This window comes from Streptomyces sp. XH2 (genome assembly GCF_049725035.1).
GTDB lineage: Bacteria > Actinomycetota > Actinomycetes > Streptomycetales > Streptomycetaceae > Streptomyces > Streptomyces roseoverticillatus.
In genome coordinates this window covers 706,426-722,668 of the sequence record NZ_JBMMMZ010000001.1, presented here as the reverse complement: position 1 = coordinate 722,668, position 16,243 = coordinate 706,426, and the positions used below count along the sequence as shown (strand labels likewise).

The 16,243-nt window shown below is 72.1% G+C and carries 13 protein-coding genes; 4 read left to right on the top strand and 9 right to left on the bottom strand.

What is annotated here, in order from left to right; translation table 11 throughout:
* Nucleotides 1-11: 11 nt before the first annotated feature.
* Complete coding sequence (locus ACOTKD_RS03295; protein ID WP_424887293.1) at nt 12-1,406, top strand: hypothetical protein; 1,395 nt, start codon at nt 12-14, stop codon at nt 1,404-1,406.
* Here the strand turns inward: ACOTKD_RS03295 and ACOTKD_RS03290 are convergent.
* The gene (locus ACOTKD_RS03290) at nt 1,396-2,097 is read right to left on the bottom strand and encodes a TetR/AcrR family transcriptional regulator (RefSeq protein ID WP_424887292.1); all 702 of its coding nucleotides are present in this window, start codon (nt 2,095-2,097) and stop codon (nt 1,396-1,398) included. The two genes, ACOTKD_RS03295 and ACOTKD_RS03290, sit on opposite strands and share 11 nt — an antisense overlap.
* 161 nt (nt 2,098-2,258) lie before the next feature.
* Here ACOTKD_RS03290 and ACOTKD_RS03285 point away from each other — a divergent pair, with 161 nt between their 5' ends.
* A complete protein-coding gene (locus ACOTKD_RS03285; RefSeq protein WP_424887291.1) occupies nt 2,259-3,668 on the top strand; it encodes a serine hydrolase domain-containing protein in 1,410 nt (469 codons plus the stop codon).
* 457 nt (nt 3,669-4,125) lie between these two features.
* Here ACOTKD_RS03285 and ACOTKD_RS03280 read toward each other — a convergent pair whose 3' ends face one another.
* Nucleotides 4,126-5,073 carry a CAP domain-containing protein gene (locus ACOTKD_RS03280; protein ID WP_424887290.1) on the bottom strand — a complete coding sequence of 316 codons (948 nt, stop codon included), beginning with the start codon at nt 5,071-5,073 and terminating at the stop codon, nt 4,126-4,128.
* A gap of 249 nt (nt 5,074-5,322) precedes the next feature.
* Between ACOTKD_RS03280 and ACOTKD_RS03275 the strand changes: the two genes are divergently transcribed.
* The gene (locus tag ACOTKD_RS03275) at nt 5,323-6,402 is read left to right on the top strand and encodes a hypothetical protein (RefSeq protein WP_424887289.1); all 1,080 of its coding nucleotides are present in this window, start codon (nt 5,323-5,325) and stop codon (nt 6,400-6,402) included.
* Between the two features lie 171 nt (nt 6,403-6,573).
* Here the strand turns inward: ACOTKD_RS03275 and ACOTKD_RS03270 are convergent, their stop codons facing one another.
* The 3 genes from ACOTKD_RS03270 to ACOTKD_RS03260 form a co-directional block, all read right to left on the bottom strand.
* Nucleotides 6,574-8,748, bottom strand: a complete 2,175-nt coding sequence (locus ACOTKD_RS03270; protein ID WP_424887288.1) for a hypothetical protein — start codon at nt 8,746-8,748, stop codon at nt 6,574-6,576.
* Between the two features lie 515 nt (nt 8,749-9,263).
* Complete coding sequence (nadE, locus tag ACOTKD_RS03265) at nt 9,264-10,097, bottom strand: ammonia-dependent NAD(+) synthetase (protein WP_424887287.1); 834 nt, start codon at nt 10,095-10,097, stop codon at nt 9,264-9,266.
* Between the two features lie 107 nt (nt 10,098-10,204).
* On the bottom strand, nt 10,205-11,080 hold the full coding sequence (locus ACOTKD_RS03260; RefSeq protein ID WP_424887286.1) for an NAD(P)H-binding protein: 876 nt from the start codon (nt 11,078-11,080) through the stop codon (nt 10,205-10,207).
* A 182-nt stretch (nt 11,081-11,262) separates the two neighbouring features.
* Between ACOTKD_RS03260 and ACOTKD_RS03255 the strand changes: the two genes are divergently transcribed.
* The gene (locus ACOTKD_RS03255) at nt 11,263-12,015 is read left to right on the top strand and encodes a hypothetical protein (protein WP_424887285.1); all 753 of its coding nucleotides are present in this window, start codon (nt 11,263-11,265) and stop codon (nt 12,013-12,015) included.
* Here the strand turns inward: ACOTKD_RS03255 and ACOTKD_RS03250 are convergent.
* The 4 genes from ACOTKD_RS03250 to ACOTKD_RS03235 all read right to left on the bottom strand — a co-directional run bounded on the left by ACOTKD_RS03250 (nt 12,005) and on the right by ACOTKD_RS03235 (nt 16,133).
* On the bottom strand, nt 12,005-12,574 hold the full coding sequence (locus tag ACOTKD_RS03250) for a pyridoxamine 5'-phosphate oxidase family protein (RefSeq protein WP_424887284.1): 570 nt from the start codon (nt 12,572-12,574) through the stop codon (nt 12,005-12,007). The two genes, ACOTKD_RS03255 and ACOTKD_RS03250, sit on opposite strands and share 11 nt — an antisense overlap.
* A gap of 128 nt (nt 12,575-12,702) precedes the next feature.
* Nucleotides 12,703-14,196, bottom strand: coding sequence for a CoA transferase (locus ACOTKD_RS03245; RefSeq protein WP_424887283.1), 1,494 nt, complete (start codon nt 14,194-14,196; stop codon nt 12,703-12,705).
* Nucleotides 14,193-15,377 (bottom strand): 3-hydroxyacyl-CoA dehydrogenase NAD-binding domain-containing protein, encoded by a 1,185-nt coding sequence (locus ACOTKD_RS03240; RefSeq protein ID WP_424887282.1) that lies wholly within the window; start codon nt 15,375-15,377, stop codon nt 14,193-14,195. The genes ACOTKD_RS03245 and ACOTKD_RS03240 overlap by 4 nt, the downstream gene beginning before the upstream one ends.
* A gap of 18 nt (nt 15,378-15,395) precedes the next feature.
* Entirely contained in the window at nt 15,396-16,133 is a 738-nt protein-coding gene (locus tag ACOTKD_RS03235) for an acetoacetate decarboxylase (protein ID WP_424887281.1), read from the bottom strand.
* Between the last annotated feature and the right edge of the window lie 110 nt (nt 16,134-16,243).

Sequence of the window (16,243 nt, the reverse complement as noted above, 5' to 3'; positions counted from 1 at the left end):
GCTTCCCGGCGGTGCGGGCGAGTGCCGAAACCGGCCTGCGCCTGACGCCGGGCACCGTCCTGCTCGCGACCGGCGGCGACGGAGTGCTGCTGCATTGCCGCGCGCCCGTCGCCGCCTACGTTCCCCCTGCCGCGATGCACTGGGCGGCCCGCGGCGCGGCGGTACCGGCCGAGCACGCAGCGGCGTACGCGCGGTGCCTGGAGGCGTGGCGCGCGGCCGGTCTCCTGCAGGACACCGCCCCACAGGATCCGCCTCTCCCCGGGGAGGACCTCCTCGCCGCCGAGGCGGGGTTGTGCCGTGCCCACCCGGCCGTCGACCGTCCCGTTGACCGCCCCGTGCTGGTCATCGTGTCGTCTCCCGGTTGCGGCTACTGCCTGCACCTGCGAGCCGATCTCGCAGCCAACCGCGAAGCCCTCGCGCGCCTGGACGCCTCGGTCCTCCTCGTGGGCGACGGCAGCCCCGCGGCGTGGGGCGCCCGGCCGGCCCCGGGCCGGATGGAGGAGCTGGACGGGGCCTGGGCGGACGTGGCGAGGCTGGGCACGCCTTCGGCCGTTCTGCTGGCTCCCGGCGACAACCCCAGGATCCTGCGCGGGTTCGGCGCCGTGTCCGCCGCTCTGGTCGGGCTCGGCGGGGGAGACCCCGGGCGTACGGTCCGCGAGGTGCCGACGTCCTGCTCGGCCACGGTAGGCGCCGGCCCGGTCGACGCACTGGTGACGGTGCGCGCCCGGGGGAGGACGGTGGGGGTCGCCGCGCGCGGTCCGGAACCCGTACGCCTGGTGGCCGGCCTGGCGGCCGAGGAGCCCGCCCCGGTCTGTGGCACCGGCTACGTGCCCGTCACCTTGCGGGTGGAGCGCCCGCGCAACGTGTGGCTGATCTTCCGCGGCGGTGAACTGGTGGCCCGCTCCCGCAGCGCGGAAGAGACCCTGTCCCTGCTGAGACGGATCGTCGCCGGGTTCGGCCCGCCGGAAGACCATCAGTACCGGCTGCTGTGCGGGGCACTCGTCCACGCCGACGGCCGGGCCGTGCTCGTGCCGCGGAACTGGCTCTCGTACTTCGTCGTACGTTCTTCCCCGCTGGCGACGTCCGGTTGGCGGCCGTGCCCCGACCCGTACGTGCTCCTGGAGGCCGCCCCGGGCGGGGACCCGGACGGCGCGCGGCCCGTCCTCGTCCACCCGTCGCCGCTGACCGGGGGCGTTCGGCGCACGCCCGTGACGGGCGTACTGGCCCGGCCCCCGGACCGCCCGCGGCCCGCCGCGCACACGCGGGGAAGGGCGCTCGCCGCGATCGTCAACTGGCTCGCCCGCCCCGCATCCCCGCAGCAGTTCCGTGCGGCGTACGCCTTGGTCTGCGGCCTGCCCGTCCACCTGGGCACCCGGGAGGAATCGCCGGCCTTCCTCACCGCGTAGGAGTTCGGCCCTCCTGACCGGCGGCGAGACGGGCTTCGAAGCCGTCGAGGATGGCCTGCAGGCCGAAGGCGAAGCTGCTCTCGGGCGCCGCCTGGTTTGCCGTGGGGGCGGGGGTGCCGAGCCGTTCGCGCAGCCGCGGGAACGGCTCGGCCGCTTCGGCGGCGTGCGCCAAGGCGCCGGCCATCTGCTGCTGCGGGTCGCCGCCGTTCTTGCTCAGGCGCCGGGTCAGCGAGACCTCCGCGGCGGGACCGAGGGCGTTGCCGAGGACGAAGGTGAAGACGGCCGCGGCCGCCCGGTCCGCATCGGCGGGAGCGAATCCCGCCTGCTCGTAGAGGGCGAGGAGGTGGTCGTCGTGGCGGGCCTTGCCCGGACCGTAGAGGAGATGACTGCCGAACGCCTGCCCGAGCCACGGGTGCCGGGCGAGCATCGCGTGCGTGCCGGTGGCCATGGCGGTGGCGGCCGTACGCCAGTCGGTGGTGGCGAGGTCGGGGAGTTCGACCTCGGTCCAGATCGAGTCGCCGGCGAGCCGGACCAGCTCGTCCTTGGTTTTGATGTGCCAGTAGATCGCCGTGGGGGCCGACCCGAGCCGTTTGCCCAGGCTCCGCATGTTGAGGCCGTCCAGGCCCTCCTGGTCCAGGAGCTCGATGGCGGAACGGACGATCTGGTCTGCGGTCAGCGTGTCTCGGGGCATGGCCGTCAGCCTACTTGAACTAAGTTCATCCAGGGCTTGCACTTTGTTCAAGCGTGGCCCTACGCTTCACTTGCACTTAGTTCAAGTGAAGCCCGGAGGGGGAGACGATGAAGCAGGAAACCCAGGAAACGCGGGAATCTCAGCGAACGCTGTCGGATTTCGTGGGGACGAAGGCCGAGGAGTTCGGCGTCCCAGGCGTGGCCGTCGGGGTGCTGATCGACGGTCAGGAGATCTACGCCTCCCACGGCGTCACGAACGTCGGGAACCCGCAGCCGGTCGACGAGGACACGCTGTTCCACGTGGCGTCAGTGACCAAGACCTTCACGGCGACCGCCCTGATGCGCCTGGCGGCGGAGGGGAAGGTGGACCTCGACGCGCCGGTGCGCCGGTACGTGCCCGAGCTCGAACTCGCCGACGAACGGGCCGCGGCGCAGATCACCGTGATGAACCTGCTCAACCACACCTCGGGGCTGGACTGGAACCTGATCGACAGCGGCGAGGACGACGGCAGCCTCGCCGCGTTCGTGGCGAAGATGTCCGAGCTGGGCACGATCGCACCGCCCGGCGCCCGGGCCTCGTACAGCCAGGCCGCCTACAACCTGGCCGGGCGCGTCATCGAAAAGGCCACCGGTCTCGCCTACGAGAAGGCCGTGGCCGCCCTGGTCCTGGAGCCCGCGGGCCTGTCGAACACCTTCTTCGACATCGACGAGATCATGATCCGGCGCTTCGCCGTCGGCCACAACCCCGACGGGAACGGGGAACTCCGCCCCGCGCGGCCGTGGCGGGCGAACCCGGTCGGCGCACGCGGCAACAACCCCGGCGGCGGCATCGCCTCCTCCGCGAGCGACCTGCTGCGCTGGGCCCGCTTCCACCTCGGCACCGGAGACGGCGTTCTGCCCACCGAAGCGCTGCACCGCATGCAGGAGCAGACGGTCGCGCTGCGCGGCAGCACCCTCGGCGACGCCTTCGGCATCTGCTGGTTCCTGCGCGACGTCGACGGCGTCCGGACGATCGGGCACGGCGGGTCGGGACACGGCCAGTTCGCCGAGCTGCTCATCGTGCCCGAACGGAACTTCGCCGTCGTCTCCCTCGCCAACGCCGGCCCGGACGGCTACCCCCTCAACCAGTCCGTCACCCGCTGGGCGCTCGCACACTACCTGGGCCTGACCGAGGACGACCCGGAGCCGGTCCCGTACGACGAGACGCGGGCGCAGGCGGTGACCGGACGCTACGAGATCGACGCCATGAACCTCGACATCGCCGTCGAAGAGTCCGCCGACAGCTCCGCTGGCGGGTCTGCTGACGGGTCTGCCGACGGGTCCGCCGGCGGGCCCCGGCTCACGCTCGCCGTGGGCATCAAGCCGGAGATACGAAAGGCGTCGGACACCGAGATGCCCTCGGACTACCCGGCGGCCGCCATGGGCTTCCTGCCCGGTGACGGCGACGAGTACATCATCACCGAGGGCGGCCTGAAGGGGCAGCGCGGCTTCTTCACCCGGGACGGCAACGGCACGGTCATCGGCGTCGACCTGGCGGGCAGGCTCTTCGGCCGTGTCCCGGGCGCGTCCTGAGCGACGGGGCCGGCAGAGGGAGCGTCCGGGCGACGGACGCGCTGCGCCTGCTGCAGGCGGGCGTGTCGGTCGAGCTGCACCAGTGGCCCGGAACGTTCCACAGGTCACAGGCGATCCTGACCGCCGAGGTGTCGCAGCGTGCAGATCGCCGAACTCGCCGCGGTCCTGCGCCGAGCCCTGGCCGAGTAGGCCGTCGTGGCCGGCTCCCAGGGAAGGACGTCCCGGCACGGCCGCGTCCCCGATCGATCTCTTCGCGTCCGCCTTCGCCCTTCATCTTCGCCAGGGCGGCCAGGTACGCGCCGAGCAGCAGCCCCCGGCGACATCCTGGCCGTCGCCCTGCCGCGCGGCAGCCGCCTCAAGGAGCGGACCGGAGTCCAGAGGTGCGCCTGCCCCCGTACCGGCCGACGGCTGGTTGCCGTCGGCCTGCACGGACAGCGCGGGGCGGGGCGGGGTCAGGTCAGGAGGACGCGCCGAAGTTCTGCGTCCACCAGGGGCCGTTCGACTTGAAGTTGATGCCCACGCCGATCTCCTTGAAGGAGCAGTTGAGGATGTTGGCACGGTGGCCGGAGCTCTTCATCCAGCCGTCCATCGCCGTGCGGGCGTCCTTGGGGCTCTTGAAGATGTTCTCGCCGTACGTGCTCCAGTGGTACCCGGCGGCGGTCATCCGGTCGCCGGGGCTCCTGCCCTCCGGGGTGGTGTGGTCGTAGTAGTCCCGGGCGGCCATGTCGTCGGAGTGGCCCTGCGCCGCCGCCTGCAGCTTCGCGTTGATGGTCAGCGGGGAGCAGCCGGCCTTCGCGCGCTCCGCGTTGACCATGTCGACGACCTGCTGCACGTACTTGCTGTTCGCACCGCCGGCCTGGGCGCCGCCACCGCCGGCCGAGGGCTTGCGATTGCTGCCGGAGCCGTTGCTGCTGCCGCTTCCGCTGCCGTTGCCACGGTTCGTCGACGGCGGATCTTCGGCCTTGGCGCCGGATGCCCGGTCAGCCGGCTTGTCCCCGGCCCCGGCCCCGGCCCCGGCCTCGGTCCCGGCCTCGGTCCCGGCCTCGGCCCGGTCCTTCTTCTCCTGGTTCCGGTCCTTCTCCGGGGCCTTCGAGGCGCTCGCGCCGGGGGAAGCGCTGTGCGTGCCGGGAGCCGACGGAGCGGCCTCTCCCACGGAGGAACGGTCCTTCAGCGGCTCGGTGGACTGGTTCGCGGCCGGCTCGGAAGCCGTCGGAGCGCCGGCGCGGGTCTCCCCGCCGCCCGACAGTGACTGGGCCACGCCGTATCCGCCGCCCACGACGGCTATCAGACCCACCGTCCCGCCTATGACCATCGCCCGCCGGGGCCGCCGGCCACGGTGCCGGCGCGGGCGCCGCTCACCGTCGGATGCCGGGTCGAACGACGGAGTCTGGAGTTCACGATTCACGTGGATCACTTCCGGTGTGGGGTCACTGCGTACTGGTCCAACACCTCAGGAGATGACGGGACCGGGACCCGATAACAAAAATTCGTGAACGAATTTGCCTCCCGCCGACTGAGAGGGCTTGCTCGACGGCACGGCACGGCACGGCACGGCACTGCTCCCGTCCCGGCCCGACTCGCGGGTGAGCGCTTGTCAGTGCCGTATGGCAAGGTCTTCGCACGAGCACGGAACGAACGGAACGAGGGGTGCGCGATGACGGGGGCCTGGGACGAGGCGCGCGTGGTGGAGCTGGCGCGGCGGCTGAGGAAGGCGGAGACCGGCGGCTGGAGCGGGGCGGAGCTGCGGGCAGTGGTGGAGAGCCTCGGCTGGCAGTGGCAGGACGATCCCGCCGGACCGCGGCTGGTCACGGGCCCGGAGCCGGAAGCGTCCTCGCGATGGACGCCCCGGCTGCGCCCGGTGGGCCGCTTCGAGAAGGACTACGTGCACGGCGGCCAGGAGTATGTGGGGCTGTACGTACCCGTCGCGCTGCCCGACGACGGTGCCGTGGGGAAGGCCGCGGCCTTCCGGGCGGTTGCGGATGTGCTGACGCAGGAGTTCGGCCCCGCCCCCGTCATGGGTGCGTACGGCGACCCCGGGCCGTTCTACGACTCCGCCCCGCTGTGGGGCAGTCCGTTCCTCCGCTGGCGTGAGCGGGAGAACACGCTGGAGCTGCACGCCGGGGAGCACGGTCCTGAACTGCTGCTCCAGCCGACCGACCCGGTGGAGAACTGGTTCTGGAGGCAGGGGCACGGCGAGCACTACGCCCTGGGCGGGTTCTTCGGCTCCCGCCGGGTCTCCGCCAATGCGGGCCTGGGCTACCCGGGTCGCTGGCGCACCGACGACTGGGACGTCTTCGCCGGCACCCTCGGTGACTTCCTCCACACCCTCCCGGCCGAGACCCACGCCCTCGGCATCGAACTCGACCTGGGCTTCCACGCCCTGGTCCCCGGCACCTACGGGCCCATCCTGTTCCACCTCGTCTGCGGTGAACGGCTGGAGATCGTCTACGAACCGGTACGGACCGGTGAGGGCACCGCCGATCCCAGCTCCTTCGGCTGGATACCGCACACCACCCGCCCGGCAGCCCTGGATCACTGGCTCGAAGCGCCCTACCACTCCGGGGACTTCGGCATCGGCGAGGCGGACGGCCGCCGGCTGGCCCGGATGATGGTCGACACCCTGCGCGACCTGGGTGTCTCCTCCCCGAAGGACCTCAGCCTGAGCGACCACGCGCAGCGGGTGGGGGACTATCACGTCGACTACTACGGCCTGACCTTGCAGGAGAACCCGTAACCCGCAACAGAGAACCCGTAACCCGTATCCCGTTACGGCCGGGGGACGACGAAGCCGGGGTACCTGACGGCACCCCGGCCCGACATCGAAGGCGAGGAAAGCGAACGGACTAATTCAGTGGAGTTTGAGAAGGAAGCCCGTTCATGGCCTCGCCGAGGCTCAGGTTAGCAGTCAGGCGGGGATCAGGTCGCGCAGGTTTTCCGGGGTGATCACCCGGGAGCCCGGGTGCAGCCCGTCCGGGCGTTCCAGGCCGATGTACGTGACGGGCTCGTCCGGGACGGTCTTGCCGTCCCAGAGGGTGGTGGCCGTGGCCTGGCCGGCCATCAGGTCGGTGAGGTACCGGACCGTGAGGTAGTCGCGCTCCACGACGCCACGCAGCAGCGTGGCGACCGACACGCGGTTTCCCTCGACCCGGTTGGAGCTCGGGGTGCCCCTGAGGTACAGGTGCAGCCACTTGGCTCGCCAGCTGCCGTCGCTGTCACGAAGGAACGCCAGCGGCAGCGCGACCCGGCCCGGGCCGCGCAGCTCCGACTTCATGCGCACGGTGCGTGCCTCGAAGGGGCGGCCCTGCTGCTCGCCCTCGCGCAGCATGAAGCCGAAGAACGATTCCTCGACCTCCTCGAAGCCTTCACCCGAGAAGATGTTGACCTGTGGCACGACAAACGTGCCGCGCACCGCCCCCAGCCGCAGGTTGATGAACTCCGAGGCGCCGTCGGGGGCGTTGGTGATGTCGCCGGAGTGCTCGCCTTCGAGTGCGGTGAGGTTGGTGTAGGACAGCCAGGTGATGGTGGCGTACGAGTCGTCCAGCATCAGCGCCGACAGGTCGTAGTCGGTGCTCTGACCGGTCTGCTTCCAGTAGACGAAGAACCGCAGCAGTTCACCGTCGACGGGGGACAGGGAGCCACGGGGCAGCACGCCCGGACCGGCGGCCGTCGCCTTGCCGCTGAGCGGGAGCGCGACATCGAGGACGTCGGGATCGATCAGCAGGTGCCCGGACAGAGGGAGGCGGCGGCGCGTCTCGGCGTCCAGGGCGGCGATCAGGCGCTCGCGCTCGGGCGGCAGCACGGACGGGCGGGTGTCGGCGGTGACCCAGGCCCGGCCGAGACGGTTGACGAACACGCGCCGATCGCCGGCTTCCCGCTCCGGGCGGTTGTGGAAGTGCTCGCGGACGGACAGCAGGACCCGGCCGGACACCTGCGGGGCGACCTGCTCGGCAGCGGTCACGACAACGTCCCGTTCCTCCTGGGTGCGGCACGTGCGCAGCAGGCGGTCCAGGGAGCGGAACAACTTGCCCGGGGCAGCCGTCAGAAGTCGCGCCGCGCCGGTGACGTCGTCCGCGCCGAGCAGTTCCTCGACGCGGCTGTCGAAGGACCTGGCCTGCTTCTCGCCCCGGGCCACGGCGAACACGTCGGCGGCGTGCGGCCGGCGCGGGTACTCGTGCGGGTGGAGGCGCTCGCCGAGGCGCTTGAACATCTCTCGGTGCGCGGTGACGTCGGCAAGCTTGGCGGGCGCCTGCTCGACGACCGCGTCGAGGGCGGCCAGCAGTGCGCGGCGCACCGGCCGCGACAGCGACCGGAACCGGGTCGGTTCGGTGAGGGTCACGTCGCCGTCCGACAGGGCGCAGGCCAGGCGGAGCACATCGGTGACGGTGTCCACCAGGAGGTCCGCGCCGGCGTCGAGGCGGGCGAGGTTGACGACGGCGCGGTTCTCCCGGACCGGGATCGCCTCGGGCTGGGGGCCGTCGACGCAGTGCCCGGCGAGCAGCCGGAGGTCGCGCAGTCCCTCCTCGCCCAGCGGGGTGGTACTGCCTGCAAGGGCCAGGTACAGGGTGGTGACCTCGTCCTCCAAGGTGCCGCCCAGGTGCAGGACCGTCATACGGTCTCCCGCGGCAGCGATCAGCTCGTCGTGAGCGGCCAGCATCTCGGCGTACGCGTGCTGGTAGGTGCCGTACGAGGGGAGGGTGAGCAGATCGACCACGCCGGTGCTGAGCTGGGCGAGCGTACGGTCGTGTGACGCGTCGTCGGCCAGCGCCTCGGCGATGCACCGCATCCAGAAGTCGAACGTGTCCGGCACGTTGGCCGGGAAGCCGACGAAGTACACGTTGTGCTGGACGTGGTCGCCGACCGTCTCGCGGACGGTGTCCAGCGTCCGCGCGGCGACCTGGCGGACCGTCTCCTCGGCCAGCCCCGACAGCCGCTCCAGCAGGCCGGCCGAGAGCTTGAAGCCCACGGACAACAGCGCGGCGTCGAACTGCCGCGCCACGACACCACCCTGCCCGGCAGGGCCGGAGGGCGCGGGGAGACGGTGGGCATGCCGGATGACCAGGGGTTCGAGACGGTGGACCATCCGGGAATGATCCCAGACCCGCGCGAGCCGGCGCATGCGGGTTTTCGAACACGACGTGCACCGACGGGCCATCCTTCTGCGGCACCCGCCCCTTCCGCCGCAGGGCAGAGGGGGGGATCGTGCCGGCGGAGGAGGGGTGGTGCTCGTGTGCACGGCAGGATGCGCCGGGACAGCGTGAACGTGAACGCCTCTGGCGCCCGGGCCTGCCCGTGGAGACTTTCCGCCGCACGTGACCACGGCCACTGCGCTGTGGCAGCCCGTTGTCATTCGCCGGAGCGTGGCGCGGGCGCGTGGGGCTCGATCTCGTGTCAGGGTGGCGGTCCGCCCAGCTGGTGGTCGAGAGCGTGCGGCCCGCCGCTCGCCCGCCCTGGTCGGCGACCATGAGGGTGAGGCGTCCGACGGCCCTGCCGGCCAGGATGCCACCGACGGTCGCTGCCGGCCGGCACCCGCACGGACGCCGCTGTCCGGTCCTGTGACGCCGCACGGAACCGGTCAGCGGCGAAGCCGACGAATCGCTACTGGGGGGCGAGGGGGAGCTGACGCTTGTGGTCGGTGAGGCGGTAGCGGCGGACGATCGTTTCGAAGGCCCGCTCGTCCACCGGCTTGCCCTCCAGGAAGTCGTCGATGTCGTCGTAGGTGACACCGAGCGCGTCCTCGTCGGCCTTGCCCGGGTCGAGGGTCTCCAGGTCGGCCGTCGGGGTCTTCCACACCAGCTCGGCGGGTGCGCCCAGCGCGTCCGCGACGGCGCGCACCCGGCGTTTGGTCAGGCCGGTCAGCGGGACCAGGTCGGCGGCGCCGTCGCCGAACTTGGTGAAGAAGCCGGAGACCGCCTCCGCGGCGTGGTCGGTGCCGACGACCAGGCCGTCGTGCGCGCCGGCCACCGCGTACTGCGCGATCATGCGCTGCCGGGCCTTGATGTTGCCGTGCACGAAGTCCTGGTGGTGGTCGTCGCGGAAGGCCACGCCGGCGGCCAGCGCGGCGTCGCGCGCGGCGTCGCTCGCGGGCTTGATGTCCACGGTCAGCACGTGGTCGGCCCGGATGAAGGAGAGCGCGAGCTGGGCGTCGTGCTCGTCGGCCTGGACCCCGTAGGGCAGCCGCATCGCGTAGAACCGCGCCTCGTGCCCGGCGGCCCGGGCCCGCTCGACGGCGAGCTGGCACAGCCGGCCGGCGGTGGTGGAGTCGACGCCGCCGCTGATGCCGAGCACGAGGGACCGCAGACCGGTGGAGGTCAGCCGCTCGGTGAGGAAGGCCACCCGGCGCTCGATCTCCCGCTCGGCCTCGAAGGTCTCGGCGACCTCGAGTTCCCGGGCTATCTCCTGCTGCAGGGCGATGGACGCCGGCTCGCTCACGTCTGCTCCTTGTTCCGGTTCACGATGTGCTGGCGCCCACCCTAGCCAGAGCGAGCAGGAGGCACGGCACCGGAGGCCGTCCACGGCCTGGGGCTCTTCGCCTCTCGTCACCTCTCCAGCAGGGGCCGCAGCTGCGCATGCGCCCACCCGCCGAGCGAGGTGGGCGTGGTGGTGAGCACGTCGCGCGGCTGCTCGGGCACCAGGTCGCGCGATCCGGTGGTCATCCCGACGATGCCCTCCACGGCCGACGGAGGCATCCCGGCCGCGCGCAGCGCGTCCCGCACCGCGTCGTCGCCGACGGGGTCGAGCCGGACCGGGCGGCCGATCGCCTCGCCGAGGATCTGTGCGACCTGGCTGAAGCTGAGGTCCTCCGGCCCGTGGACGGCCTGCACCACCCGGCCGCGCCACGCCTCGCTCAGCAGCCGGGCCGCGACCACGTCGCCGATGTCGCGCGGATCGACCCACGGCATCGGGAAGCCGGGATCGAACGCGGTGGTCAGGACGCCTTTGGAGAGTCCTTCGAGGTCCAGGAGCAGGTTGGTGAAGAAGTACGCACACCGTAGATGCAGCACATCCACCCCGGTGGCATCCAGCCGTTCCTCGATGCCCGCCAGTGCGTCGATGTGGCCGACCCCGTGCCGCTTCTCCGCCCCGATGCTGCTCAGCAGTACCACCCGCCCCACCTCACCTGCCCGGGCGGCCTCCACCAGGGGCGTAGCGGTGCGCAGTGAGGTCTCGACCGGATCCGCCGCCGAGTGCGGAGTGGGATCGACCCAGAAGACGGACCGCGCCCCCGCCATGGCGTCACGGACGAATCCGGCGTCCGTCAGATCGCCCCGGCGCACATCGACCCGCTCGCGGGTCGCCTCGTCCAGGCGGGCCGGGTCACGGACCAGAACGCGGGGACGGACGCCGGCCTGGAGCAGCAGCCGTACCACGCGTGATCCCACGTGGCCGGTCGGTGTGGTGACCACGATGCTCATCGAGACTCCGTTTCGTGGACTTTCTCCAGCGCTCAGAGCGCTTTTCCGAGCGCTCAGGGACCCGAGCGCTTCAGGGATCCGCGTGCCCGCGCGGGGGAGGCCCGAACCCGATGCCACGACGTAGTGGTTACTTGCGGTAATCCGCTTGAGGCGGGCCCCAGGGGACGTGGCAGGCGTACGTGGTGATCTTGGAGTGGTGCCCTCACTATCTGCGCTGGGACGAGGTGGACCCCGCCCGTCACCCCTTCGACTGCGCGTCGGCGGCGCAAGCAGTACATTCGCTCGGCCCGGCCCGGCGGGGTGCCTGGAGCCGGGGCGAGGCTCAGCTCTGGGCTGACGCCACGTCGTACGCCCCGTGGCCGGAGAGTCTCGCCGGATGGTTCGAGGCGTACCCGCTGGACCTGGCCGCTGTCGAGGACCAGCAGATTCTGTGGGAGCGCGCCGCCCGGAACCTGACCCTGCAGGTCGTCGACCGCACCGGCTGCGGCAGCGGCTGGTACGGGCATTGCCGGCAGGTGCTCACCTGGTTCCTCGGCCGCTGGGGAGTCGCCCCCGGGCGCGACGGCGCCGCCGAGGACATCCGGGCCTTCGACGGCGCCCTGGACCCCGCCCGCGCCGAGGCCCTGCTCGCCGCCCTGGAACCGGGGCGGGCCGACGCCGCGCGCGGGCGCCTCGTTCGGCTTCGAGCTGCTCCGCGGCCGGCAGCAACACGTCCTGACCACGCCCGGTCCGCCTTCCTCGCCCTCGTCTTCGTCCTCGCCCGCGAGGGCGTCGCGCTCAACAGCGTCGGCCTGCTTCGCCGCGTCACCTTCCGGGCCGACGACCCCCAGGACGTGCCGGCCCTCGTCCGGTACATCGGCATCTACCTCGCGCAGACCCGGCGCGGCGCCTCCTCATGCGTACCGGGTGCGGAGAAACCCTCCCTCAGCGGGTGAAGCGCCAGCGCGTCTGGCTGAAGCGCTCGTCCCTGCCGAACCCGAAGGCGGTACGGGGCCGCACCTCGAAGACCAGCGCGCGGCCCGCTTCCGCGGACTCCTCGGTCGGCGGTGGGGCCGCCGTCGTCGAAGCGGTGCTGAAGGCCCCGTCCCGCACGTCGAAGTGCCAGCCCGGGCCGTACTTCGCCTCCCAGGCCGCCGCCAGCTCACCCAGCCGCTTCTCGTCGCTGACGCGGACCGCCTCGCCCTCGACCACCAGGTCGCAGCCCTCGCCGTAGGCGTTGGCGCCGGTCGTGAGGACGACATGGGGGTTCGAGCCGAGGTTGAGCCCCTTGCGCTCCTGCGGACCGGTGGCGAAGTGGAGCGCCCCGTCCATCCACACCGACATCAGCGGTGTGACATGGGGACGGCCGTCCGGGCGGACCGTCGACAGCCAGAAGATCTCGGCCTTCTCCAGGCGGGCGACCGCCTCGGCCCAGGACATGGCAGCGGCGCCCGGGGAGCTGTAACGGGCGTCCAGGTCGGTCCGCGGTTCCTGCGTCTGCCCCTGTGCCGGCATGGCGGATCCCTCCTGACCTCGCGGTCTTCAATGGTCCCCCTGACGCGCGGACTCCGCCTGCCGACCGCCTGCCGGGTCCCGGACACATGCCCGGGACCCGGCCCGCCGCCGGGCCCTGGTGCCGCCGTTCAGCGGCCGCGCGCGAGCCATTCGGGCCGGCCCGCGCCGCGTGGCATCAGGACCGTACGGAAGGCGCCCGGCGTCTCGGACATGACGACCTGGTCGGTCACTCCCTGGTAGTGGCCGCACGGGGTGTCGGCCGTGAAGGTGTCCGGGTCGAGGTAGGCGTGGCGTCCACCGGTGCCGGCGAGCCGGCGGGCGTAGTCCTTGTCGAGGATGCCGAGGCTGAGGATCCACAGGGCGACCCGCGTCAGGGAGACGTGCACGCGGTAGCTGCCGCCCTCGGTGGCGCGCCGCATCAGGGCGGCGATGATGCCGGTGGTGGCCAGCCAGGGCACCAGGTAGTCGTTGACGACCTTGATCGGGGGCAGCGCCGGGTTGTCGTCGGTGCCTTCGAGGTTCATCATCCCGCTGACGCAGCCGGCGGTCTGGTCGAAGCCGACGCGGCCGGCCCACGGCCCGTGCTGTCCGTGGAGACTGACGGTGGCGTGGATGATGCCGGGCCGTATCCCGGCCGCCTCCTGCGGGGTGAGCCCCATGCGCTCCAGGTAGCCGGCGCGGTGGTTGGCGTAGAAGACGTCGGCGCCGCGGAGCAGTTCGCGCAGGGTGGCGGCGGCCTGCAGGTCGCGGGCGTGGTCGAGGGTGGCGGAGCGGACGCCGACCTGGGCGGTGTAGTAGAGGATGTCGTTCTCGAACTGGCCGGGGCGCCAGATGTTGAGCGCGTCCGCGCCGTGCTGGGCCATGGTGCGGCCGATGGCGGCGCCGGCGATGACGTGGCCCAGACCCAGGGCGCGCACGCCGTCCAGCGGCTGGCGGGCGCCGGGCGGCAGCGGCTCGGGTGCGCTGTCGCCGATCTTCTCGATCTCGATCAGGGGCATGCCGGCCAGCACGTCGCGGTACTGCCGGGTGCCGAGGAACTCCCGGGTGCCGCGCAGCATCGGCATGACGACGCCGGCGTCGGCGCCGGCCCGCTCCAGTTCCGCGCCGTCCCAGCGGGCGACGGCGTTGGCGATGGCCAGGGCGTCGTCGGGGACGCCCAGCAGTTTCAGGGTGCGGGACTTGAGCGCCGGGTAGACGTTGAGCGGCATCACCCAGCGGCCGTCGCCCGCACGGTAGAAGGAGAGCGCGAAGGGGTCGTCGGGGGCGGCGACGGGGTAGCCGTTGAGCTTCTCCCACTTGCCGTCGTAGAAGGGGCAGAGCCGGTGGGGGGCCTTCCGCAGGTCCATGGAGATGTCCTGGCCGGGACCGCCGCGGTGCTGCCACAGCTTGGCCAGGGCCACGGACTTGGCGGTCAGGCCGAGGGCGGGGGCGGCTGCCAGCCGCAGGGCGGAGGGGACGACCGGGTCGGCGCCGGTGAAGGAGACGGTGCCCCCGGCGTCCTGCTCGCTCATTCCGACGCCGCCGAGGACGTCGTTCAGCGCGGCGTGGATGTCGAAGTCGTCGCCGGACTCGTCGGTGACCGGGTTGTCCAGCGCGGCGTTGATCTTGTCGGTGAGGTTCATGCGGCTGCCTGTCCGTGCTGTGCGGGCTGTCCGTGCTGTGTGGGCTGTCCGTGCTGTGTGGGCTGTCCGTGCTGTGTGGGCTGTCCGTGCTGTGTGGGCTGTCCGTGCTGTGCGGGCTGTCCGTGCTGTGCGGGCCGTGCGTGGGCGGTCTCGGCCAGGGCGCGCATCAGGGCGATCTGCGCGTGGTCGCGGTGGGCGACGAGTTCGCCGACCGGCTGGTCCGCGAAGGCCTCCCGCGCCTGCGCGGTCAGCAGCGCGACGGTGGGCTCGTCGAACGCCGGGTTGCCCAGGCCGGGCCATGCCGCCTCCATGGCGCGGCCGAGGTGCTGGAGGAAGTGCGGCAGGCCGCCGGGTCCGCCGCCGAGGTGGAAGGTCCGGAAGGGACCGGCGACCGCCCAGCGCAGGCCGATGGAGTCGGTGACGATCTCGTCCAGCTCGGCCTCGGTCACCACGCCTTCGGCGACCAGGTACACGCATTCGCGGAACAGCGCGGACTGCAGGCGGTTGGCGACGAATCCGGGGATTTCCTTGCGCAGGACCTGCGGTTTCTTGCCGAGCGCGGTGTAGAAGGCGCGGGCCTGGCGGAGGGTCTGCGCCGAGGTCTGCTCGCCGGGGACGATTTCCACCAGCGGTACGAGGTGCGGCGGGTTGAACGGGTGGCCGACGACCAGGCGCTCCGGCTGCCGCATGGCCTCGGCGATGGCGGTGGCGGGGATGCCGGAGGTCGACGTCGCCAGCAGCGCGTGGGCGGGGGCGGCCTGCTCGACGGTCTTCCAGATCTGCTGTTTGACCGGAAGGCGCTCGGGGCCGTTCTCCTGCACGACGTCGGCGTCCGCGACCGCGCGGGCCAGGTCCGGCTCGAAGCGGAGCCGGGCGGTCAGGTTCTCGGTGGGAAGCCCGAGTTCCGCCAGGGCCGGGGTGATCTCTGCCAGGCCGGCCAGGACCTGGTCCTGTGCGTCGGGGCGCGGGTCGCTGACGACGACGTCCAGGCCGTGAGCGAGGAACAGCCCGGTCCAGGAGATGCCGATCACGCCGCCGCCGATGACGGCCGCCTGCCGGTATCCGGCGAGTGTGCCGGTGGTGCGGGAGTCGGTGGTGTGGGCGTCCGTGGTGCGGGCGTCCACCGCGGTGTGGGCGTCCGCGGCGCGGGCGTCCGCGGCGCGTGATGCGTGTGCGTTCATGGTGGGTGCACCGCCTTCTCAGTGGGCGAGGTAGTCGTGGACGACCGCAGCCGGGCTCAGGGTGAGGTCGGTGAGGATGTGGCCGGCGGCGACGACTTCGCGTACCGGCAGGTCCGCGAGCGGCGCCAGGGCGTGGGCGAAGAGTTCCAGGCGGGCCGGGCCGCGGAAGGCGCTCTTGACGGTGATGTCGGTGATCTGAGTGCGGACCAGTTCGCAGATGCGCGGCCGGCCGTCGTAGCCGGGCACCGCCTTGACCATGAACGTGGGCACGCAGATCTCCGCGCGCGCCTCTTCCGGATCCATCGGGTGGTGCTTGTAGCCCATGGTGGCGGTGGCCACCCGCAGCGAGCCGTAGTCGAGGGTGCCGACCAGGGTGTCGGAGTCGACGTAGAGCCTGGGTGAGCCGGCCTTCTTCGGGTAGGCGCTGAGCTCCCGCCCGCTGGAGATCGCCGGGACGCTGTCGAGGTACATGGCCAGGTTGTATTCGCCGCGCTCGCCCTCGTACTCGACGGGGATGACCTGGCCCGCCTCCGTGTAGTCGCCCAGGCCCGTCACGTCGGGCATCCGCATGATCTCGAACCGCACCAGCGGCTCGGGGACGGTCAGCGGCTCGGGGACGACCCGCCTCAGGGCTTCGGGGTCGGTGCGGTAGGTGATGCTCAGGTACTCGCGGTCGGTGAACCGGTACCTGGTGGGGGCGAAAGCGGGTGCGTCCAGCGGGGTGGTGAACAGCTGGGCGACGTCGTGCATGTGCATGAGTGGCTTCCGTGGCTTCCTTGGAGATGCCTGCGCCTGCCAGGGGTTCTCCGGCAGGGGTGCCTGTCAGTGCGGGGAGCGGATTCCGCCCGCTCAGCGCTGGGAACCAC

Bases quoted from the DNA above. Each gene is read 5' to 3' on its own strand.
- ACOTKD_RS03290 (WP_424887292.1), bottom strand. From the start codon at position 2,097: ATGCCCCGAGACACGCTGACCGCAGACCAGATCGTCCGTTCCGCCATC.
- ACOTKD_RS03275 (WP_424887289.1), top strand. From the start codon at position 5,323: ATGACGGGGGCCTGGGACGAGGCGCGCGTGGTGGAGCTGGCGCGGCGG.
- ACOTKD_RS03270 (WP_424887288.1), bottom strand. From the start codon at position 8,748: ATGGTCCACCGTCTCGAACCCCTGGTCATCCGGCATGCCCACCGTCTC.
- ACOTKD_RS03260 (WP_424887286.1), bottom strand. From the start codon at position 11,080: ATGAGCATCGTGGTCACCACACCGACCGGCCACGTGGGATCACGCGTG.
- ACOTKD_RS03250 (WP_424887284.1), bottom strand. From the start codon at position 12,574: ATGCCGGCACAGGGGCAGACGCAGGAACCGCGGACCGACCTGGACGCC.
- ACOTKD_RS03245 (WP_424887283.1), bottom strand. From the start codon at position 14,196: ATGAACCTCACCGACAAGATCAACGCCGCGCTGGACAACCCGGTCACC.
- ACOTKD_RS03240 (WP_424887282.1), bottom strand. From the start codon at position 15,377: ATGAACGCACACGCATCACGCGCCGCGGACGCCCGCGCCGCGGACGCC.
- ACOTKD_RS03235 (WP_424887281.1), bottom strand. From the start codon at position 16,133: ATGCACATGCACGACGTCGCCCAGCTGTTCACCACCCCGCTGGACGCA.